We start from the raw sequence: 20,491 nt of genomic DNA on the forward strand, positions 1-20,491 counted from the left end.
GATGCAATACATCTGGGCCGCGTTGGGGCTGATCAGTGTTGGACTTGCGGTGGTGGGCGTTGCCCTTCCCTTATTGCCGACCGTTCCGTTCCTGCTTTTGGCGGCGTTCTTTTTCGCCCGCTCGTCATCCCGCCTGCATACCTGGCTCGTCACCCATCGCACATTCGGGCCGATGATCCTGGACTGGCAGAACTCCGGCGCCATTCGACCGGCCGCAAAAAAAGCGGCCACCTTGTCGGTCGCCGCTGTCTTCGCCCTGTCCGTCGCCTTGTCCTTGCCGACGCATGTTCTGATCATTCAGGCCGTGGTTCTGGGCGGCGTGATGATTTTTATCTGGACCCGCCCTAACGGCTGAGCTTGGCGCAGAGATCGTCGAGCTGATCCAGGTTTTCATAGGTCAGAACCACCTGCCCGGTTTCCGTTCCGGCCTTGTGGTTGATGGCCACCTTCATCGCCAGAATCGCCGAGAGGTCTTTTTCCAGCGCGCGCGTATCCGCATCCTTGCCCGCATCCAGATTGCGCGCGCGCGGTGCAGCATCCGCCGGTCCGGCCTGTTGCTTCCTGACCAGAGCCTCCGTCGCGCGCACTGACAAACCGTCGCGCACAACAATTTTCGCCAGTTCCGACGGGTCTTCCGCTGTAATCAGCGCCCGCGCGTGGCCGGCAGACAGTTTACCTTCGATCACCAGTTTCTGAACGTCCATCGGCAGGGACAGCAATCGCAGCAGGTTCGCTATGTGGCTGCGGCTTTTACCAAGCGCCTCGGCCAGCTTTTCCTGCGTATGGCCAAACCGGTCCATCAGTTGCTTGTAACCGGCGGCCTCTTCGACCGCATTCAGATCCGCCCGCTGAATGTTCTCGATAATGGCCACTTCCAGCACTTCGGTATCGTCGAAATCGCGCACGATTACCGGAATATCGTGCAGCTGCGCCATCTGCGCTGCGCGCCAGCGACGCTCACCTGCGACAATTTCGTAGGAACCGCCACCTGTTTCCCGCACGATCAGCGGCTGGATAATGCCCTTTTCCTTGACCGAGGCCGCAAGCTCATCCAGTTGCTCCGGCGAAAAGGTCCGGCGCGGCTGGTTCGGGTTCGCGCGCAGCTTTTCGATCGGCACTTTTAGGTCGGGCCGGCGGGGCTCTGCGGGGGCCAGCCCCTCGGTCTCCTGTGTCACATCGGCCATCAGGGCGGACAGGCCGCGACCCAACCCCCGGGGTTTTGATTTCTTGGCCACCACGGTGCCCTCCTCACTGTCGCTCAGGCGGCGACATTCTTGTTCTTGTGGATGACTTCGCGCGCCAGATGCCGATACGCCATCGCCCCCAGCGAGCCCGAGTCATATTGCAGGACCGGCAAAGCATAGGACGGAGCCTCGCTGACCCGCACATTTCTGGGTATTTTGGTTTTAAATACCATCTGACCCAGATTGTCACGCGCGTCTTTTTCCACCTGACGGGACAAGTTGTTGCGGTTGTCATACATGGTCAACACAACACCTTCGATTCTGAGGTCGGGATTTGCGGTTTGGCGAACCTCCCGGATCGTCAGCATCAATTGCGATAACCCTTCCAGCGCAAAGAACTCGCTTTGCAGTGGAACCAGAACCGAATGGGCCGCCACCATGGCATTGACAGTCAGCAGGTTGAGCGATGGCGGGCAGTCGATCAGAACATAATCCAGTTCGAACTTGTCGATTGCCGTCTGTCGCAGGGCGTCATGCAGCAGATAGCTGCGTTTTTCGTTGGAAATCAGCTCAATATCCGCTGAACTCAGATCAACGGTCGCGGGAACGACATACAACCCCTGAATCTCGGTTTCCTGCACCACCGCCTCCAGCGGTGCGTCATCCAGGATCAGGTCATAAGTTGTCCAGTCGCGGTCTTCCACCCCCAACCCGGTCGAGGCGTTGCCCTGCGGGTCCAAATCGACAACCAAAACCCGACAGCCGGCCTCGGCCATACCCGCAGCAAGGTTGATCGCCGTCGTTGTCTTTCCCACCCCGCCCTTTTGATTGGCAACCGCTATTATCCGAGGCCCTGAGGGACGAGACAGATCAACCACGTGACACTCCTTTGATCCTGAGGATAACGGCCTGGGGTTCAGTTAAACTTGTAATCGGCTCGGAATCGAAATTCCATTCCTCACGCGCCTCATCCAGTTCTTTTTTCCAGCTTGCGCCTTTCGGCAACAGCGCGACCCCAGATGGGCTTAAATGCCTGTCACAAAAGGACAAAAGTAGCCGTAAATCCGCCAATGCGCGGGCTGACAGGATATCCGCGTTCAACGGGTCCACAGCTTCGATCCGGCGGGAGACAATGGAACAGTTGGCACCGCATTCGCGGGCGACGTTCCGCAGAAAGGCCGATTTCCTCTGATCGCTTTCCACCAGGGTAAACTGTGCGTTCGGGGCTTCTTCTATCGCCATGATCGCGCAAACCATGCCGGGAAAACCGCCACCGCTGCCCAGATCCACCCAGCGGTCAAATTGGTCCGCGCATCGGTAAACCTGCACGGAATCAAGGATGTGGCGGGTCCAGATGTCCTGCAGGCTGCCCTTCGATACCAGGTTGATCTTTGGGTTCCAGCGGCGCACCAACTCGACATAGGTCGCCAGCCGATCAAATGTTTCACGTGAAACACTCAGACCTTCAAAGATCTCGTGACTCATGCTTTGCGGACCTTTTGCTCACGCCGCAATTTGGCCAGCACAAGGGTCAGCGCCGCTGGTGTCACCCCTTCCACCCGGCTGGCCTGCGCGATATTTGCCGGGAGCGCCTGCGAAAGTTTTTGCTTCATCTCCGAGGACAGGCCCTCAAGCGAGAAATAGTCAAAGTCGCGCGGAATCTCATAAGATTCATCGCGTTTCATGGCTTCAACGTCTTTTTGCTGGCGTGCGATATAGTTGGCGTATAGGGCGTCGCGCTCGACCTGCAGCCGGATATCCTGTTCCACATCATCCAATGCCGGAATAAGTGGAACAAGGTCATCAAAGGTGACGTCCGGAAAGGCCAGAATCGCCATCCCGTCGCGGCGGTTTCCGTCCTGATTGACGTTGATTCCAACCGCGCGCACCTCTTTCGGGGTGTAAGTCCGCTCGGTCAGCTTGGATTTCGCCGCCGTCAGTTTGTCTATTTTCTGGCCGAACCTGGCTTTGCGGCTTTCGCTGACACATCCCAACTGAATTCCCATCGGGGTCAATCGCTGATCGGCATTATCCGCCCGCAGCGACAGACGGAACTCGGCCCGCGAGGTGAACATCCGATAGGGTTCAGCGACCCCCCGGGTTGTCAGATCGTCGATCATCACGCCGATATAGCTGTCTGCCCGGGTGAAATGGACCGGTTCACGCCCGGAAACTTCCAGTGCTGCGTTCAGACCTGCAACCAATCCCTGGGCCGCGGCCTCCTCATATCCTGTGGTTCCGTTGATCTGCCCCGCAAGATACAGGCCCGGAGCGTCCGGCAACGCCAATGAAGACGTCAGAACCCGGGGGTCGACATAATCATATTCGATCGCATAGCCGGGCTGTAGAATCTCAGCGTTCTCAAGGCCCTTGATCGAGTGGACATAGTCTTGCTGAACGTCCTGCGGCAATGAGGTCGAAATCCCATTGGGATAGATCGTGTGATCATTGGCGCCTTCGGGCTCCAGAAAGATCTGGTGCGATTCCTTATCGGCAAAGCGGACGATCTTGTCTTCGATGGAGGGGCAATATCTGGGGCCAACGCCGTCGATATGCCCGCCATACATGGCCGAGCGGGACAGGTTTTCCCCAATGATGTCATGCGTCTGGGCATTGGTATGCGTGATCCCACAGGAAATCTGCGGTGCAACCACCGAAGTAGACAGAAACGAAAACAAGGTCGGCTCGTCATCGCCATCCTGCCGTTCCAGCCCGGACCAGTCGATCGTGCGACCATCAAGTCTCGGCGGGGTTCCCGTCTTCAATCGCCCTAGCGGCAAGTCAAAGCTGTCCAACCGTTCCGCAAGCCTGACCGAGGGCCGGTCACCCATGCGCCCTCCCGGCCGGGACACGTCACCGATATGAATGACACCGCGCAGGAATGTGCCAGAGGTCAGGATCACCGCGCGGGCATGCAGTTCCACGCCATCCGCCAGTTTGATCCCGGCCACCCTGTGCCCCTGCATCAGAAAATCGACGACCTCTCCCACAACCACGATCAGGTTCTGTTGGGCTTGTGTTTCTTTTTGCATCGCCGCGCGATACAGCGCCCGATCCGCCTGGGTTCGCGGGCCCTGCACAGCGGGCCCCTTGCGGCGATTCAACAGGCGGAACTGAATACCAGCCTGATCTGCGACCCGACCCATGACCCCGTCCAGCGCATCGATTTCGCGAACCAGATGTCCCTTCCCCAGCCCACCAATCGCCGGATTGCAGGACATGACGCCGATATCTGAAGCCGCCAGCGTCACCAGCGCCGTCCGCACACCCATACGCGCCGCGGCATGGGCCGCCTCGGTTCCGGCGTGTCCGGCACCTATGACTAAGACCTCAAAATCTGAATGTTTCACGTGAAACACTCCTTACTTACCCAAGCAAAAGCTCGAAAATATTTCGTCCAGAAGGTCTTCGACCCCAATCCGGCCAACCAGAGTTTCCAGAGCGCGGATGGCGGTTCGCATCTCTTCGGCTGCGATATCATACAAGTCCGGGCCTGATTCCAGAACTGCCATTGCAGCAGTTAAGGCTGACTTGGCATTGTTCAGCGCAACCCGGTGCCGTTCGCGCGTCGCAATACCATTACTTGTGGTTCTGGCCGATAACTCATACGAAATATGGGAAATCAACCGATCAATCCCCTGCCCGGTTTTCCCGGAAATACCACCATCACCGGACCCGCGGAGGTCAGATTTCGGCAAAAGCTGAATATCGCCGTCCATCATCGCCACGCCCAGCTCTGCCGGATCATCCGTCAGGAAAACACGCAGGTCCGCCGCCTCTGCCCGCGACCTGGCAAGTTCGATCCCAAGGTTTTCGACATAATCCTCCGTGTCACGCAGCCCCGCCGTGTCCAGCAGCGTCACCGGAAGCCCGGCCAGATCCATGCGCACTTCGATCACGTCGCGCGTTGTTCCGGCATATTCCGAGGTGATCGCCGCATCGCGACCCGCCAAAGCGTTCAGCAAGGTCGACTTGCCGGCATTGGGAAGCCCGACGATGGCCACTTCGAACCCGGTCCGGATGCGCTCGGCGATCTTCACGCCGTCCGCTTCGCGCTGCAGATCGGCGATGACGCCCGAGACCAGCGTCCGCACTTCGGGCGTGACATCCGTGGGCACCTCTTCATCGGCAAAGTCTATGACGGCCTCCAGCAAAGACGCCGCACGGATCAGGTCGCGCCGCCAGCGTTCGGCAAGCGCACCCAGATCACCGGCCAGAATGGTTTGGGCCTGTTTGCGTTGCGCTTCGGTTTCCGCGTCGATCAGATCAGCCAGCCCTTCGACCTGCGTCAGATCCATCTTGCCGTTTTCAAGCGCGCGGCGGGTGAACTCTCCGGGCTCAGCCAGACGCAGCCCGTCCTGATCAGACAGGCACCGCATCACCGCATTGACCGAAGCGGTACTGCCGTGAATCTGCAACTCGGCCACATCTTCGCCGGTAAAGCTGGCCGGCGCCTGGAAGGTCAGGACCAGCCCATCGTCCAGCCGCGATCCGTCCGTGTCATACAGTGCACGTACCCGCATGCCGCGGGACGGCAATGCCCCTTTGGACAATTCGGCCGCAGCGGCATGTGCCAAAGGGCCGGAAAGGCGGATGACCGCCACCCCGGCTTTGCCCTGCGCGCTGGCCAAGGCGAATATCGTATCCATTCGAAGGCCTCGCGTCGGTTAAGACCTGAGTCAGGTATTCATCGAGTCGAAGAACTCACCATTTGTCTTGGTCTGTTTCAGTTTCGACAGCAGGAACTCGATGGCGTCGGTCGTGCCCATCGGGTTGAGGATGCGGCGCAGAACGAAAGTCTTGGCCAGATCGCCTTTATCGACCAGCAGGTCCTCTTTTCGGGTACCGGATTTGAGGATGTCGATCGCCGGGAATACGCGCTTGTCTGCGATCTTGCGATCCAGGACGATTTCCGAGTTACCGGTGCCTTTGAATTCTTCAAAGATCACTTCGTCCATCCGGCTGCCGGTATCGATCAGCGCGGTGGCGATGATGGTCAAAGAACCACCCTCTTCGATATTCCGCGCGGCACCAAAGAAGCGCTTGGGTCGTTGCAGGGCGTTGGCGTCCACACCACCGGTCAGAACCTTGCCCGAAGAAGGTACCACAGTATTGAATGCCCTACCAAGTCTTGTGATCGAATCAAGAAGGATAACAACATCTCGTTTATGCTCGACCAAGCGCTTGGCTTTTTCGATGACCATTTCCGACACTGCAACGTGGCGCGTTGCCGGCTCGTCGAAGGTCGAGGACACAACCTCCCCCTTCACCGAGCGCTGCATGTCGGTCACCTCTTCCGGGCGTTCGTCGATCAGCAGGACGATCAGGTAACACTCCGGGTGGTTCTGTTCGATCGAATGCGCGATGTTCTGCAGGATGACGGTTTTACCGGTCCGCGGCGGCGCCACGATCAGCGATCGCTGGCCTTTACCGATGGGTGAAACCAGGTCGATCACCCGGGCCGATTTGTCCTTGATGGTGGGATCTTCGATTTCCATCTTCAGACGCTCATCAGGATACAGAGGCGTCAGGTTGTCGAACAGGATCTTGTGTTTGGCTTTCTCGGGCTCTTCAAAGTTGATCTTGGTAACTTTGATCAGTGCGAAATAACGTTCGTTCTCATCCGGCGCTTTGATGTCACCTTCAACCGTGTCGCCGGTGCGCAACGAATGCTGGCGGATCATGTCAGGCGAGACGTAGATATCATCCGGACCCGGCAGATAGTTCGCCTCGGGCGAACGCAGGAAGCCAAAGCCGTCCTGCAGCACCTCAAGCACGCCGTCGCCGCCGACGGTCCAGCCCTCATCCGCGCGTTCACGCAGAATCTGGAACATCATCTCGCCCTTGCGCATGGTCGAGGCGTTTTCGATCTCCAGCTCTTCGGCCATGGCCAGAAGGTCTTTGGGGCTTTTGGCCTTCAGATCGGCCAGATTCAGGGATTCAGTTGTCATGATGATACGAACCTTGGCCGCATGGATGGCGGCACGACAGTGGAATTTCAGTACGGAAGATACGCCGCCCGGACGGGCGTGTTGACCTCTACATAGATGTCTGCGCCATCGGAGTCAAATAGGCGCTCAGAACTTCAGAACGACCGCCAGAACGATGATAACCATCAGGACGGTCGGAACCTCGTTCATCATGCGATACTGCCGCCCTGTGAGCGTATTTCGGCCCTCAAGGAAATCCTTGCGCCGGGCCATCAGCCAGTGATGGAACCAGGTCATGCCGATCACCGCTGCCCCCTTGACCCAGGGCCAGGCCCAGTCCCAACCGACAATGCCCGGCGTAAAGACCATGATCAGCCCACAGACCCAGGCCACGATCATCGCGGGCCGCATGATCACGCGCAGCAGCTTTTCTTCCATTTCAAAGAAGATCTCCTGCGCACCGCTGACCGCTTGCGCCTTTTCCACGTGATAGACGAACAATCGGGGCAGATAGAACAGCCCTGCCATCCACGATATCACGGCCATGATATGCAAGGACTTCACCCACGGGTAAATCGTGAAAAGAAGATCGGTCATTCTGGCTCCGGGCGTTGCTCGGAACTCTCCCTAATAAAAAAATAAGAAAAGAAAAAGGAAGATGGTTTTGTAGGGTGAGCAAAATCCGTGGATAATTTTTTTGCCCATGTGTTTTCCCCAGGTGGACAGGTCAGTGCGGCGATTGCGTGATTCTGTGAATTCTTAAAAAAACTGTTTAATTACATAAACTTAACACATGCCTCGGCAGCAACCTCTGGGGATAACTCACTGGGTAATCCGGGAAAGACGGGTTATCCCGCTGACAGCAATTATCCTTGTCCCGATTGGACAGAGTTCGAGCGACTCAGGGGAGATTTCGGCGATATTCCCGGGGTTGCGTGTCAACCGGAAAACCATACAAACCATCCCAGAACACTCAACGATTTGCTCAGGGGGTTTTCCACATGTCTGTCCCCATCATCCTGGCCTCGGGGTCATTCATCCGCGCCCGGCTGCTGGAAAACGCGCGCATACAGTTCACCGTGCAAACCGCGCGGGTGGATGAAGAAAGCGCAAAACGCGCATTGCTGGCCGAAGACGCCGCGCCCCGCGATATCGCGGATACGCTGGCCGAGATGAAGGCCCGCAAAGTCAGCGACAAGAACCCCGGCGCGATGGTTCTGGGCTGTGATCAGGTGCTGGACTTTGAAGGCCAGCTTCTGTCCAAGCCGGAAACCCCAGAAGACGCGCTGGCGCAGCTCAGGGTGATGCGGGGCAAGCGGCATATGTTGTTGTCCGCGGCGGTGATCTATCAGGATGGCGAACCGGTCTGGCGGCATGTCGGGCAGGTGCGCCTGCGGATGCGGATGAGCTCGGACGCCTATCTGCGCAGCTATGTGGACCGCAACTGGGACAGCATCCGGCACGCGGTGGGGGCCTATAAGCTGGAAAAGGAAGGCGTGCGCCTGTTCGCCAGTATTGACGGCGACTATTTTAATGTCTTGGGTATGCCCCTGTTGGAGTTGCTGAATTATCTGGCGGTCAAAGGGGTGATTGATCAATGACACAGAACCGTATTCCGCTGGCCGGGGTGATCGGGCACCCGATTGCGCATTCCAAATCACCCCGGCTGCATGGTCACTGGCTGAAAACTTACGGGCTGGCTGGGCATTACATCCCGATGGATGTGGCCCCCGGCGATTTGGAAACCGTGTTGCGCACCTTGCCCAAAGCCGGGTTTGTCGGGGTGAACGTGACCGTCCCCCACAAAGAAGCCGCCTTGCGTCTGGCCGATCACGTGACCGATCAGGCGGCGCTGATCGGTGCGGCGAATACGCTTGTATTTCAGGAAGATGGCACAATCCGGGCGGATAATACGGACGGCTACGGTTTCATGCAGAACCTGCGCAGCGGCGCACCCGACTGGATCCCGTCGGACGGTCCGGCCGTTGTCTTTGGTGCCGGTGGTGCGGCGCGTGCCGTGCTGCAGGCTCTGGCCGAGGCCGGCGTGCCCGAGATTCTGCTGACCAACCGCACCCGCACCCGGGCCGATCACCTGAAGGCGGAATTTGGCCAGCGCATCACTGTCGTCGACTGGGTACAGGCCGGCAATGTCATCGAAAATGCCGAGCTTGTGGTCAACACCACCTCGCTGGGCATGGAAGGGCAGCCTGAGTTGCGGGTGCCGCTGGACGGGTTGCAGCCCGGTGCTGTGGTCACCGATCTGGTCTATGCACCGCTCAGAACCCGTCTGCTGCAGCAGGCGGAAGAGGCCGGATGCACCACGGTCGACGGTCTGGGCATGTTGCTGCATCAGGCGGTGCCGGGGTTTGAACGCTGGTTCGGAACCCGCCCCGAGGTGACCGCAGAGCTGCGCGCGGCGGTATTGGGATGAGCTTTGCCCTTGGCCTGACCGGATCGATCGGAATGGGCAAAAGCACCACCGCGCAGATGTTCGTGGATGAAGGCTGTGCGCTGTGGGATGCGGATGCGGCTGTCCATCGGTTGTATTCGCCGGGCGGCGCTGCGGTTGCCCCGATGAGGGCGACCTTTCCCGCTGCGGTGATCGGCGGTTCGGTCAGCCGGGATGCGTTGAAACGGATCATTTCCGCCGATGCCACCGCGCTGAAAGTGATCGAAGGCATCGTTCACCCTCTTGTCGCGGCGGACCGGGCCGCGTTTCGGGAAACCGCCGGGGCGGACATTCTGGTCTTCGACATCCCGCTGTTGTTCGAAACCGGGGGCGACGCGACGATGGACGCGGTGGTCTGCGTTACGATCCCGGCAGATGAGCAAAAGCGCCGCGTGATGGCGCGCGGCACCATGACCGAGGCGCAGTTCGAACAGATCCTCGCAAAGCAGATGCCGAATGACGAAAAATGTGCGCGGTCGGATTATGTGATCGAAACCGACACTCTGGACCACGCCCGCGCGCAGGTGCAGGATGTGGTCAGGCAGATACGGGCGGGGCTGGCAGATGCGTGAGATTGTACTGGATACCGAAACCACCGGGTTCGACCCCGAAAGCGGCGACCGGATTGTCGAGATCGGCGCGGTTGAACTGTGGAACCACGTGGCCACGGGTGAGACTTATCACGTCTATATCAACCCCGAACGGTCGATGCCCGAAGAGGCGTTTGGCGTGCACGGCATCGGCCCCGACCTTCTGGAAACCCCGCGCCCGCCCGAAAAGGGTGAAGTGACACTGAAAGACAAACCGGTTTTCGCCAAGGTTGCTCAGGGGTTCCGGGATTTTGTCGGCGACGCGCGGCTGGTGATCCACAACGCGTCCTTCGACATGAAATTCCTCAATGCCGAACTCAAATGGATGGGATTGCCGCCGATCCCGATGGATCAGGCGCTGGACACGCTGGCGATTGCCCGCAAGCGGTTTCCGGGCTCGCCCGCCTCGCTGGACGCGCTGTGCCGGCGGTTCAACATCGACAACTCGAACCGGGTGCTGCACGGGGCGCTGCTCGACTCCGAAATCCTGGCCGAGGTGTATCTGGAGCTGATCGGCGGACGGCAGCCGGATTTCGGCCTGTCCGCCACCGCGGCCTCGGCATCCGGTGGTGGCGACGATTGGCGCCCGGGCGCGCGCCCGACGCCGTTGGCGTCCAAAATCACCGCAGAAGAACGCGCGGCGCATGAGGCTTTTGTCGAAAAACTGGGCGAAAACGCCCTGTGGACCCGCGCCTGAGACTGTGCCCGGCGCGGGTCAGACCGATCAGGCTTCGGTTTTTTGCGCTTCGGCCTGACGACGCATCAACTCGTTGCGGTACAGGCTGACAAAGTCGATATTGTCCAGGTTCACCGGCGGATAGCCGCCGTCACGGGTGATGTCGCTGACGATGCGGCGCAGGAAAGGGAACAGCATGCGCGGGCATTCGATCATCAGGAACGGGTGCAGTTGATCCTCGGCCACACCTTCGATGTGGAACAGGCCGCAATAGTCCAGCTCGCACAGGAACAGGATGTCTTCCAGACCCTTGGCCTTGGACTTAAGGTTCAGCTTGACCGAAACTTCGTACTGATGTTCCGCCTGACGCTTTTTTGCATCCAGGTTCACCTGAACGGCGATTTCCGGCTGAACGTCACCGGACACGCCTTTTTGCGCCATCACGTTTTCAAAGGACAGATCGCGAATGAACTGTCCCAGAACGCGCATCTGGATTTGCGGGGCGGCCTGTGCCGCGGTCTTTTCTGCAGGGCTTTCGTCAGCCATGAAACTACTCCGAAAATGAAATTCGCCACTGCTTAGCAAGTTGGGCGCGGCACCTCAATGCTGGTGCGGCCCTTCGACCCATTTCGAGGGTTTTGAGGGGTTCTGACGGGGGCGCACCTCGGTGAATTCGCCGTCGATCACGTCTTCGCCGTCAAAAGGCGCGGGGCCTGCGCGGAATTGCGCCCCGGTGCCCATCTGAAACCGGGTGATCGTCGCCTTGGATTTCAGATAGCGGAATACCGCCACCCGAATGCCGGGGACAAGCAGGGCGAACCCGACGGCATCGGTGAAAAATCCCGGCGTCAGCAGCAACACACCGGACAGCAGGATCATCGCACCATGGGCCAGCGGCTCGGTCGGGTCGTCCAGTTCGGCAAAGGATCGCTGCAGGTTGGCCAGCGCCATGCGACCTTGTGTCCGGACCAGAACGGTGCCCAGAACAGCCGTCAGGACCACAATCGCAAGCGTTGGCCACAGGCCGATCAGGCCGCCCACCTGAATGAACAGGGCGATCTCGATGATCGGGACCAATAAAAATGCCAAGAACAGATACATTTGCGTTATCCTTTACCATAGGCCGGGCTGTGGACTTGCCCCGAACTGTCACCTACATAGTGGCAAGAGGCTGCGTATACAAAGTCGCTGTCCGAAAATGAGGATGAAATGAACGAACCGATGATCCAGTTGCTGGTCCTGGCCGGAATTGCCGTTTTCCTGATCCTGCGCCTGAAAAGCGTTTTGGGCACGCGCGAGGGTTTTGAAAAACCGCCGCTGCAACAGCAGTCCGACGCCGACAGGTCGCGCCGCGATTTCGAAGTGATTGAAGGCGGGCCGGACCACGACATCACGGACCATGTCGCCGAAGACAGCGAAGAGGCACAAACGCTGGCCGCGATGAAGCGGATCGAGCCCAGCTTTTCGGTCACCGAATTTGTGCAGGGTGCGCGCGGCGCCTATGAGATGATCGTGATGGGGTTCGAAAAGGGCAATCTGGATGAAATCCAGCCCTTCCTGTCCGAAGAGGTGTTTGACACGTTCGTATCCGTGGTTGCGGATCGCGAAGACAAGGGTCTGACCATCGAAGCCGAGTTCATTGGCGTGCGCGAAACCACGCTGGCTGACGCCAAGTTCGACAAGGACAGCAACCAGGCTGAGATCACCATGAAATTCGTGGGTGAGCTGACCTCGGTGGTGCGCGATCGCGGTGGTGATATCATCGAAGGCAGCCCGAATACCGTCAAACGCCAAAAGGACAGCTGGACCTTTGCCCGCGTCATGGGCTCTGACGATCCGAACTGGTTGCTTGTTGCCACGGACGCATGATTGCCGCGCTCCGGTCGCTTGTTCTGGTGGGCGTCATGACCGCCGCCAGCGCCGCCGGAGCCGAGGCGACGCGATCCATTCTGTCGTTTGACGACCTTGAAGGCTGGGCCGCCGACGATCACGGGGCGGCCCTGTCGGTTTTTCTGAACACCTGCGGCGATCTGGATGATCCGGACTGGCGTGCCCTGTGCGGCGTGGCCCGGACCTATGAGGCGGATGCGGCGCGGTCCTTCTTTGAGCTGTTCTTTCGCCCGGTTCTGGTCGAAGACGGCAAGGATGCGTTGTTCACCGGCTATTTCGAACCCGAACTGGATGGCTCGCGCAACCGGACCGATCGCTTCAAATACCCGATCTACAAAATGCCGCCCGAAGCGCGCGATGCCAAACCGTGGCTGAGCCGCCGCGAGATCCTGACCGGCGATGCGATGCCGGGCCGTGGGTTGGAGATTGCCTGGGTCGACGATCCGGTCGAGCTGTTTTTTCTGCAAATCCAGGGTTCGGGTCGCGTCCGCCTGCCCGATGGCTCTGCCCTGCGGGTGGGGTATGGCGGCGCGAATGGGCATCCCTATCGCTCGATCGGTGCCGAGCTGATCCGGCGCGGTGCTCTGGGCGCGCATGAGGTCAGCGCCCAGATGATCCGCGCCTGGGTGCGCAAGAACCCCGAGGCCGGGGCTGACTTGTTGTTTCACAACCCGTCCTACGTGTTCTTTCGTGAGGTGACGCGTGTGGCGCCCGAGCTTGGGCCGCTGGGCGCGATGAACCGGTCCGTGACCACGATGCGCAGCATCGCGGCCGACCCGGCCTTTACGCCGCTGGGCGCCCCGGTCTGGGTCGAGAAGGACGGCAAGACCCCGCTGCGCCGCCTGATGATTGCGCAGGATACCGGTGCGGCCATCAAGGGCGCGCAGCGTGCGGATATCTTCTTTGGCACCGGGGATGAAGCAGGCCAGGCCGCCGGACGTTTGAAAGACCCGGGCCGGATGATCCTGCTGCTGCCGATCCAGCGCGCCTATGCCCTGTTGCCGGATGAATTCTGATGTCCCGGCGCAAACTGACCGCGGAAGAGATCGAACTGTGGCGCAAGGTCACCAAACAGGCCGAACGCCTGCACCCCGAACTGCCTCAGACGGTGCATCCGACCACCCTGCCCAAACCCAAGCCGACAAAATCGCCCAGGCTGCGGCTTGACGGGTTTGCGGTTGGCCAGAACGCGCCCGGAAAACCGGGGCGCGATGCGCTGAAACCGTCGGTAGCAGACAGCCTGCGGGCGAAGCCGGTACAGATGGACACCAAGGCCTTTGGCCGGATGAAACGGGGCAAGCTGAAACCCGAGGGCAAGCTGGACCTGCACGGCATGCGCATCGACACGGCGCATCCCGCGCTGGTGCGGTTCATCCTGACGGCGCAGGCGTCGGGCAAACGTCTGGTTCTGGTGGTCACCGGTAAGGGCAAGGACGGGGATGAACCCGGCCCCATTCCAACCCCGCGCGGCGTGTTGCGCAATCAGGTGCCGCAATGGCTGTCACTGCCGCCGCTGGCGCAGGCAGTATTGCAGGTGACGCCCGCCCATATCAGCCATGGCGGCGACGGGGCGTATTACGTCTATCTGCGCCGCACACGCTAGCGGGCCGGCGCAGCGCGGGAAATTCCGGTCCAGGCCATTGCGCAGACCAGAACGAAAAACCCGCCGATCCACAGGAACTGCGTGTTCAGGGAAATACCCCGGTCGATCAACAACCCGGTCAGACCCGGCCCGATCGCCGACCCCAGAACCATGACCGCGGTTGCCATCGCCTTGATCGCGCCGATATGCCGGGTTCCGTAGAACTCAGCCCAGAAGGCGCTGGGCAGGGTGCTGTTTGCCCCGACCGTCAGGCCCAGGAAAATCAGCGCAATCGCAGCACCGCCGATCGAGGAAGCGGCCGAAACGATGACGAACCCAAGCGCCATAGGCAGTTGGTAAAAGGGCATGATGCGCGCCGTGCCCCATTTATCCAGCGCCCAGCCCGCCGCAAACATCGACAACAGCGATATGCCGGTAAAAAGCGGAAACAGCGCCACCAGTTCGATATGAAGCCAGCCCTTGATTTCGGCTAGATGGACCTGATGGAAGAAAAACGCGGTAATAAAGGCGGAGGGTCCCAGCAGGGCCGGTGCCATGAACCAGAACAACGGATGGCGCAGGGCGTCTGTCCGGGTCCAGTGGCGGCCCTGCATTCCGGTGGCCGAGAATTCGTCGGACAGGCTTTGCGGCGTTCTTTCCTGCACCAGCAGGCGCAGCAGCACAGGGATACCCATCACGGTGATGCCGGCGGCGATCACCCATAACCAGCGCCAGTCCAGAACCGCCATCGCCGCAACAAAGATCAGTGGCAGCAGCGCTTCGCCCAGCGCGTATCCGGCTGACGCGATCGACAGCGCCTTGCCGCGTGTGGCGGTGAACCAGCGCGCCATAGCGACCAACGCCAGATGAACGCTCATCCCCTGACCAAAAAGACGCAGCAGAAAGATCACCACCGGCAACAGGATCAACCAGCTGTTGGCTGCCATGCCCAGTGCCGCCAGCGCCAGCCCGGCCAGAACCGCCGGACCCAGAACCCGGACGCGGAAGATATCCGTCAGCCCCCCGGCCCAGATCATCACCACCGCCGCTGCGGTCGTGCCCAGTGAATAAAGCCCGCCCCAGGCCCCATGGCTGAGGCCGAAAGCGGCGCGGATTTCACCGGAAAAGATCGAAATAAAGAAGGTCTGGCCAAAGCTGGACACAAAGGTCAGCAGAATACCCGCGCTCAGCCAGGTGGCGTTGGTCCGAAGATAGTGACGCAGGTCGAAGCGCCTCACGGCGCGCTGACCTGCGCCTGCCCCGTTTCAGTCAGAACAATTTCGGTGGCACCCTGCGGGTTGCGCTGTTCTTCCGGCACCAGAACGTCCAGCCCGCGCCGGTCATTGCCAAAGGTGCGTCCGACGCGCCGCGCCGAATTCAGGATCGCCAGCAAGGCGGGGGACGTGGCGGCGACAAAATGAGAGGATTGCGCATCGGCGTCAAAGGCGGTCGTATCCAGAATGCTGATCTTGTACTCGGCCAGCGTTTCGGCGGAGCTAATATTGCCCAGCCGCTCGCTTTTGGCGGTCCCGCGCAGCCGGGCCGAGATGTTCAGCAGCTTGTCCTTTTGGGACACCATGACGACAAAGGGTTCGGGCAGGGTGCCGATACTGTCCATTTGCGAACGAAACAGATCGACGTCCAGATCGGGTGAGATCAGGACAACCCCTTCGATGTTCCGGCTGGCCCAGCCGGGTTCGCGCAGTTCGGCCTGTCGCATCATCTCCATCGTCAGGGCGCTGCCCATCGAATGCGCCACAATGATCACACGGCGGACACCCATGGATTTCAGTTGTCGCACGGTCTGTTCCAGCCCGTCGCGCGCAAACAGCATGCTGTCCAGATCATAGGCATACCCGTATCCTGTGGCCTGGCTGGGCCAGGAATAGACCATGGTTGCCCCCGGAATACCGATATCTCGGCTCAGCTGCGCCGCCCGGAACGCGGTTTCCGACTGGGTGGTGTTGTAGCCGTGGACAAAAATCGAAACCTCATCCGTTCCCGCCAGCCGCGACCCAAGTGCCTGTGGTCCCGGCAGCTCGTCCAGACCCGCCATAACGAACTGCGTTTCGGGATCGGGGTTGGCGTAGGAAAAATCCAGCGTTCCGGGCGTGTGGTTCGGCGGGATCGAAACCGTCATTTCCAGATATTTCAATCCATCCCCGCGGCGAAACCCATAAGCGCCGTCAGGCTCGCGTGCGCGGGTCGTGGTGGCATAGACGGTTTGGGGCGTGCCCACATTCAGGGCCGCCGGCACGGTTTCGGATATCGTGCGGTCCACGCACGCGCTCAGCGTGACCGAGATCAGGAACAAGACAGTATAACGCAGCACAACCGACCCCCGGGATGTTTTGCAACCACGCTATCGAATTCTGGCCTCAGGTCCAGCGGTGCCTTGAGTAGCCGCCGGCAAGAACCGGCTGGCCATGTTACAAAACGTAACGGCTGAGGTCGGTGGATTTGGTCAGCTCACCCAGATTGTCATTCACGAACTGCGCATCGACCGTGATTTCGGTTCCGGCCTTGTCGGGTGCGGCAAAGGACAGATCCTCGAACACCCGCTCCATCACCGTGTAAAGGCGGCGGGCACCGATGTTTTCCACGCTTTGATTGACGTCTGCGGCAATGCGGGCCAGAGCGGCGATACCATCTTCGGTGAAACCGACGGTGACCTCTTCGGTTTCCATCAGCGCGGTATACTGGCGGGTCAGCGCATTGTCCGTTTCGGTCAGGATGCGCACGAAGTCCTCTTCGGTCAGGGCGCGCAGTTCCACGCGGATCGGCAGGCGGCCCTGAAGCTCGGGCAACAGGTCCGACGGCTTGGCGATGTGGAACGCGCCGGATGCGATGAACAGGATGTGGTCGGTTTTCACCGGGCCGTGCTTGGTGGATACGGTTGTACCTTCGATCAGAGGCAGCAGGTCGCGCTGCACCCCTTCACGGCTGACATCGCCGCCGCGCGCTTCCTGACGGGCGCAGACCTTGTCGATCTCATCCAGGAAAACGATGCCGTTCTGTTCGACCGACTCCAGCGCCACGCGGCTGACGGTTTCGTCGTCCAACAGCTTGTCCGCCTCTTCCCCGATCAGCGCATCATAGCTTTCGGCGACGGTCATTTTGCGTTTCACCGTGCGTCCGCCAAAGGCCTTGCCGAAGATATCACCCAGATTCATCATCCCCATCTGGCTGCCGGGCTGGCCCGGAATGTCGAACATCGGCATCGGGTTCGAGGTGTCGGACAGCTCCAGCTCGATCACGGTGTCGTCCAGTTCACCGGCCTTCAACTTGTTGCGGAACATCTCACGCGTGCCTTCGCGGGCGTCGGTGCCGGCGATGGCTTCGACCACCCGGTCCTCGGCTGCCTGATGGGCCTTGGCCTTGACGTCTTCGCGCATGTATTCGCGGGTCTGGATGATCGCCGCATCGGCCAGATCGCGCACGATCTGTTCGACGTCGCGGCCGACATAGCCGACCTCGGTGAACTTGGTCGCCTCAACCTTGATGAACGGCGCGCGGGCCAGCTTGGCCAGACGGCGGCTGATCTCGGTCTTGCCGACACCGGTGGGGCCGATCATCAGGATGTTCTTCGGATAGACCTCGTCCCGGATGTCATCAGCCAGCTGCTTGCGCCGCCAGCGATTGCGCAACGCCACGGCGACGGCGCGCTTGGCGTCCTTCTGCCCGATGATAAAGCGATCCAGTTCCGAGACGATCTCGCGCGGGGTCAGGTCGGTCACAGGGCAGTCCTTTCGGTCGGCAGGGGTCAGATGCGGATTAGGTAATCACCGCGCAGGTGAAAACAACCAAACCTCTCTCATTGGCTGCGCTGGTTAGCAATGCCGCATCCGGTTTGCAAATGCTTTCCATAGGTGAAACCGGCACCCTCTGATACAGTGATATCAAGACGTTGAGGGTCGGGAGCGCGAAATGTCGAAAATTGCCAAGATCACCCTGCTGTTTGTGGTGTTTGTGGATCTGATTGGTCAGGGGCTGGTCTTTCCCATCATCAACTCTTTGATCATGGAGACGAAATCCGGGTTTCTGCCCGAAAACACGCCCATTGGACGCCGCCATCTGTATTACGGGCTGGTGATCGGCTGTTTCTTTCTGTCCTGGTTTCTGGGGGTGGTCTATGTGTCCAAGGTCTCGGACTCGATCGGGCGCAAAAACGCGCTGTTGGTCTGTCTGAGCGGAGCGCTGGCGGGCTATGCGCTGACCATTGCGGCGCTCTATATGAACAGCCTGCTGTTGCTGATCATAGGCCGTTCGATCACCGGATTTACGGCCGGGAACCAGCCCATCGCACAGGCGGCGATGATTGATGGCAGCACCGATGCGGCGGATCGCGATCGGAACATGGGATATATCATCACCGGCGTAAGCTTTGGTCTGGTGGGCGGGCCGATCATCGGCGCGGTCTTGTCCGACGCGACCCTGCTGGGCAGCTACGCCACGCTGAAAACCCCATTTTATGGCGCGTTTGTACTGGTGATGATCGCCATTTTCCTGGTGGTGACCTTCTTCAAGGACACCCGCACCGAGCGCACGGCCTTCGTGTTTCGCCCGCGCGACGTGACCGACAGCCTGATTGCTGTACGGGAACACCCGATGGTTCTGAAAATCCTGCCAGTCTATGCGCTGTTCATGATCGCCAATGTCACTTTCTATGTGTTCGTCGACAACTTCCTGACCAGCGCGTGGGGCTATGGTGTCATCGGGGGCAGCATGGCGATGGTGGTGATTGGCTTCGCGCTGGCATTCTCAAGCACCTTCCTGGTGAAACCCGCGCAGGAAAGGTTCAGCAAGCACCAGATCATCTATACCTCGCTGGTGGTGATGGTGATCTGCGGTTTCGGCTTTGCGTTCAGCCCCAGCGGGGTGTTGAGCTATGTGCCGGTCTTCTTCTTCTACTTCTTCTTCGGCGTTTCATACCCGACCTTGCTGGGCCTGTTTTCCTCGGCCGTTGCCGAATCCGATCAGGGTTGGGTCATGGGTGTGACCACCGCAGTCTTCTGTCTGGCGGGCGGGGTCATGTCGCTGATCGGCGGCGGATTGATGAGCTTTGACATCCGCCTGCCCTATTACATCGTGATCGCGACGGCGCTGATGGGTCTGATCGGGATGCACATGCGCTGGAAAGGGAAAGAGATCAAAGCCCTGTTAGCCTGAGATCGTTTCCACTGTCAGATTGCCGTTGGTATAGACGCAGATATCGGCGGCAATCGCCATCGCCTCACGCGCCACCTGTTCCGCCGTTTTGTCGCCATCCATCATCGCGCGCGCCGCGGCCAGGGCGAAATTGCCGCCCGATCCGATGGCGGCCACATTGTGTTCCGGCTCCAGCACGTCGCCTGCCCCGGTGATTACGAACAGGTCCTTGCCGTCGGTGACGATCAGCATCGCTTCGAGCTTTTGCAGGTATTTGTCGGTACGCCAGTCCTTGGCCAGCTCGACCGAGGCGCGGGCCAGTTGGCCGGGCGTCGCCTCAAGCTTGGCCTCCAGCCGTTCCAGCAGGGTAAAGGCATCGGCCGTGGAACCGGCGAACCCCGCGACGATCTCGAACCCGCCGGGCGACAGGCGGCGTACTTTGCGCGCGGTACCCTTGATCACGGTCTGGCCCAGGCTGACCTGCCCGTCCCCGGCAATCACCACATGGCCGCCTTTCTTGACGCCAATGATCGTTGTGCCGTGCCAACCGGGAAAATCGCTGTCTGCCATGAGAACCTCCGCTATCACAGCGCCCTATATGGGCCGGGCGGGCGATGGGCGCAACCCGTTGCAAAACTGCCCAAAAGATATGCACAAAATGCAAATCGGGGCTGTTGAACCAGCAATTGTAGGACTCGGAGGAACATCATACATGAGGCTCACAACCGACGAAGGGTCGGCTGTTTCAGTTAAAAGGAATGCGCAAATGGCAACCACCGCAAACATCCATGCGCCGCTCGGAGCAGCTACCATCCTGCATGTAGTGGACGCGTTTATCGGCACTTATGAAAAAGCTGTCGCATGGAACGAAGCCCGTAAGACTCGGAACATCCTGGCGGACCTGAGCGACGCTCAGCTCGACGATATCGGCCTGTGCCGCGCGGATATCAACAACGTCTGATCGGCCCCGATCTTGAAGAATTTGCAAGCCGCCCACGTATTTGGGGCGGCTTTTCTTTTTCCTGTGACCCATGCGCGCCCG

At 59.9% G+C, this 20,491-nt stretch carries 23 protein-coding genes; 10 read left to right on the forward strand and 13 right to left on the reverse strand.

Annotated features, from left to right (window positions below; all coding sequences use genetic code 11):
• Window position 1 precedes the first annotated feature (1 nt).
• Complete coding sequence (locus ACXAC3_RS03250) at window positions 2-355, forward strand: YbaN family protein (protein ID WP_475156239.1); 354 nt, start codon at window positions 2-4, stop codon at window positions 353-355.
• Here ACXAC3_RS03250 and ACXAC3_RS03255 read toward each other — a convergent pair.
• From ACXAC3_RS03255 to ACXAC3_RS03285, 7 genes are all read right to left on the reverse strand, one after another.
• Window positions 345-1,238: a ParB/RepB/Spo0J family partition protein gene (locus ACXAC3_RS03255; RefSeq protein ID WP_475156245.1), complete on the reverse strand. Its 894-nt coding sequence runs from the start codon at window positions 1,236-1,238 to the stop codon at window positions 345-347. The two genes, ACXAC3_RS03250 and ACXAC3_RS03255, sit on opposite strands and share 11 nt — an antisense overlap.
• 20 nt (window positions 1,239-1,258) lie before the next feature.
• Window positions 1,259-2,062 (reverse strand): ParA family protein, encoded by an 804-nt coding sequence (locus ACXAC3_RS03260; RefSeq protein ID WP_475156248.1) that lies wholly within the window; start codon window positions 2,060-2,062, stop codon window positions 1,259-1,261.
• The gene (rsmG, locus tag ACXAC3_RS03265) at window positions 2,055-2,669 is read right to left on the reverse strand and encodes a 16S rRNA (guanine(527)-N(7))-methyltransferase RsmG (RefSeq protein WP_475156251.1); all 615 of its coding nucleotides are present in this window, start codon (window positions 2,667-2,669) and stop codon (window positions 2,055-2,057) included. The genes ACXAC3_RS03260 and rsmG overlap by 8 nt, the downstream gene beginning before the upstream one ends.
• Window positions 2,666-4,534: a tRNA uridine-5-carboxymethylaminomethyl(34) synthesis enzyme MnmG gene (gene mnmG / locus ACXAC3_RS03270; protein ID WP_475156253.1), complete on the reverse strand. Its 1,869-nt coding sequence runs from the start codon at window positions 4,532-4,534 to the stop codon at window positions 2,666-2,668. The genes rsmG and mnmG overlap by 4 nt, the downstream gene beginning before the upstream one ends.
• 12 nt (window positions 4,535-4,546) lie before the next feature.
• The gene (mnmE, locus tag ACXAC3_RS03275) at window positions 4,547-5,833 is read right to left on the reverse strand and encodes a tRNA uridine-5-carboxymethylaminomethyl(34) synthesis GTPase MnmE (protein WP_475156259.1); all 1,287 of its coding nucleotides are present in this window, start codon (window positions 5,831-5,833) and stop codon (window positions 4,547-4,549) included.
• Between the two features lie 30 nt (window positions 5,834-5,863).
• Complete coding sequence (gene rho / locus ACXAC3_RS03280; protein WP_475156265.1) at window positions 5,864-7,135, reverse strand: transcription termination factor Rho; 1,272 nt, start codon at window positions 7,133-7,135, stop codon at window positions 5,864-5,866.
• Between the two features lie 126 nt (window positions 7,136-7,261).
• Window positions 7,262-7,711 carry a CopD family protein gene (locus ACXAC3_RS03285; RefSeq protein ID WP_475156270.1) on the reverse strand — a complete coding sequence of 150 codons (450 nt, stop codon included), beginning with the start codon at window positions 7,709-7,711 and terminating at the stop codon, window positions 7,262-7,264.
• A gap of 404 nt (window positions 7,712-8,115) precedes the next feature.
• Here ACXAC3_RS03285 and ACXAC3_RS03290 point away from each other — a divergent pair, with 404 nt between their 5' ends.
• The 4 genes from ACXAC3_RS03290 to dnaQ are packed head-to-tail and all read left to right on the forward strand — an operon-like array spanning window position 8,116 to window position 10,850.
• Entirely contained in the window at window positions 8,116-8,715 is a 600-nt protein-coding gene (locus tag ACXAC3_RS03290) for a Maf family protein (protein ID WP_475156276.1), read from the forward strand.
• Complete coding sequence (locus ACXAC3_RS03295; RefSeq protein ID WP_475156280.1) at window positions 8,712-9,545, forward strand: shikimate dehydrogenase; 834 nt, start codon at window positions 8,712-8,714, stop codon at window positions 9,543-9,545. Before ACXAC3_RS03290 ends, ACXAC3_RS03295 begins: the two co-directional genes overlap by 4 nt.
• Window positions 9,542-10,135, forward strand: coding sequence for a dephospho-CoA kinase (gene coaE, locus ACXAC3_RS03300; RefSeq protein WP_475156284.1), 594 nt, complete (start codon window positions 9,542-9,544; stop codon window positions 10,133-10,135). Before ACXAC3_RS03295 ends, coaE begins: the two co-directional genes overlap by 4 nt.
• Complete coding sequence (gene dnaQ, locus ACXAC3_RS03305) at window positions 10,128-10,850, forward strand: DNA polymerase III subunit epsilon (RefSeq protein WP_475156287.1); 723 nt, start codon at window positions 10,128-10,130, stop codon at window positions 10,848-10,850. Before coaE ends, dnaQ begins: the two co-directional genes overlap by 8 nt.
• A gap of 27 nt (window positions 10,851-10,877) precedes the next feature.
• On the opposite strand, the gene secB is transcribed toward dnaQ, so the two are convergent.
• Together secB and ACXAC3_RS03315 are read right to left on the reverse strand one after the other, a co-directional pair.
• Window positions 10,878-11,375 (reverse strand): protein-export chaperone SecB, encoded by a 498-nt coding sequence (gene secB / locus ACXAC3_RS03310; RefSeq protein WP_475156289.1) that lies wholly within the window; start codon window positions 11,373-11,375, stop codon window positions 10,878-10,880.
• 54 nt (window positions 11,376-11,429) lie between these two features.
• Window positions 11,430-11,930, reverse strand: coding sequence for an FxsA family protein (locus ACXAC3_RS03315; RefSeq protein WP_475156292.1), 501 nt, complete (start codon window positions 11,928-11,930; stop codon window positions 11,430-11,432).
• 108 nt (window positions 11,931-12,038) lie between these two features.
• Here ACXAC3_RS03315 and ACXAC3_RS03320 point away from each other — a divergent pair, with 108 nt between their 5' ends.
• The 3 genes from ACXAC3_RS03320 to ACXAC3_RS03330 are packed head-to-tail and all read left to right on the forward strand — an operon-like array spanning window position 12,039 to window position 14,322.
• The gene (locus ACXAC3_RS03320; RefSeq protein WP_475156295.1) at window positions 12,039-12,698 is read left to right on the forward strand and encodes a Tim44/TimA family putative adaptor protein; all 660 of its coding nucleotides are present in this window, start codon (window positions 12,039-12,041) and stop codon (window positions 12,696-12,698) included.
• Window positions 12,695-13,735 carry a murein transglycosylase A gene (mltA, locus tag ACXAC3_RS03325; RefSeq protein ID WP_475156298.1) on the forward strand — a complete coding sequence of 347 codons (1,041 nt, stop codon included), beginning with the start codon at window positions 12,695-12,697 and terminating at the stop codon, window positions 13,733-13,735. The genes ACXAC3_RS03320 and mltA overlap by 4 nt, the downstream gene beginning before the upstream one ends.
• Complete coding sequence (locus tag ACXAC3_RS03330) at window positions 13,735-14,322, forward strand: Smr/MutS family protein (protein WP_475156303.1); 588 nt, start codon at window positions 13,735-13,737, stop codon at window positions 14,320-14,322. Before mltA ends, ACXAC3_RS03330 begins: the two co-directional genes overlap by 1 nt.
• On the opposite strand, the gene ACXAC3_RS03335 is transcribed toward ACXAC3_RS03330, so the two are convergent.
• The 3 genes from ACXAC3_RS03335 to hslU form a co-directional block, all read right to left on the reverse strand.
• Complete coding sequence (locus ACXAC3_RS03335; protein WP_475156309.1) at window positions 14,319-15,539, reverse strand: MFS transporter; 1,221 nt, start codon at window positions 15,537-15,539, stop codon at window positions 14,319-14,321. The two genes, ACXAC3_RS03330 and ACXAC3_RS03335, sit on opposite strands and share 4 nt — an antisense overlap.
• Window positions 15,536-16,630 carry an alpha/beta hydrolase gene (locus tag ACXAC3_RS03340; RefSeq protein WP_475163353.1) on the reverse strand — a complete coding sequence of 365 codons (1,095 nt, stop codon included), beginning with the start codon at window positions 16,628-16,630 and terminating at the stop codon, window positions 15,536-15,538. The genes ACXAC3_RS03335 and ACXAC3_RS03340 overlap by 4 nt, the downstream gene beginning before the upstream one ends.
• 100 nt (window positions 16,631-16,730) lie before the next feature.
• Window positions 16,731-18,038, reverse strand: coding sequence for an ATP-dependent protease ATPase subunit HslU (gene hslU, locus ACXAC3_RS03345; RefSeq protein ID WP_475156314.1), 1,308 nt, complete (start codon window positions 18,036-18,038; stop codon window positions 16,731-16,733).
• A gap of 190 nt (window positions 18,039-18,228) precedes the next feature.
• On the opposite strand from hslU, the gene ACXAC3_RS03350 reads away from it, so the two are divergent.
• On the forward strand, window positions 18,229-19,470 hold the full coding sequence (locus ACXAC3_RS03350) for an MFS transporter (RefSeq protein ID WP_475156318.1): 1,242 nt from the start codon (window positions 18,229-18,231) through the stop codon (window positions 19,468-19,470).
• On the opposite strand, the gene hslV is transcribed toward ACXAC3_RS03350, so the two are convergent.
• Window positions 19,462-20,019, reverse strand: a complete 558-nt coding sequence (gene hslV, locus ACXAC3_RS03355) for an ATP-dependent protease subunit HslV (protein ID WP_475156323.1) — start codon at window positions 20,017-20,019, stop codon at window positions 19,462-19,464. The two genes, ACXAC3_RS03350 and hslV, sit on opposite strands and share 9 nt — an antisense overlap.
• A 196-nt stretch (window positions 20,020-20,215) precedes the next feature.
• On the opposite strand from hslV, the gene ACXAC3_RS03360 reads away from it, so the two are divergent.
• Window positions 20,216-20,410, forward strand: a complete 195-nt coding sequence (locus tag ACXAC3_RS03360) for a DUF1127 domain-containing protein (RefSeq protein WP_475156328.1) — start codon at window positions 20,216-20,218, stop codon at window positions 20,408-20,410.
• The last annotated feature ends 81 nt before the right edge of the window (window positions 20,411-20,491 follow it).

The sequence above is a fragment of the Ruegeria sp. ABV4_181 genome, assembly GCF_056158465.1.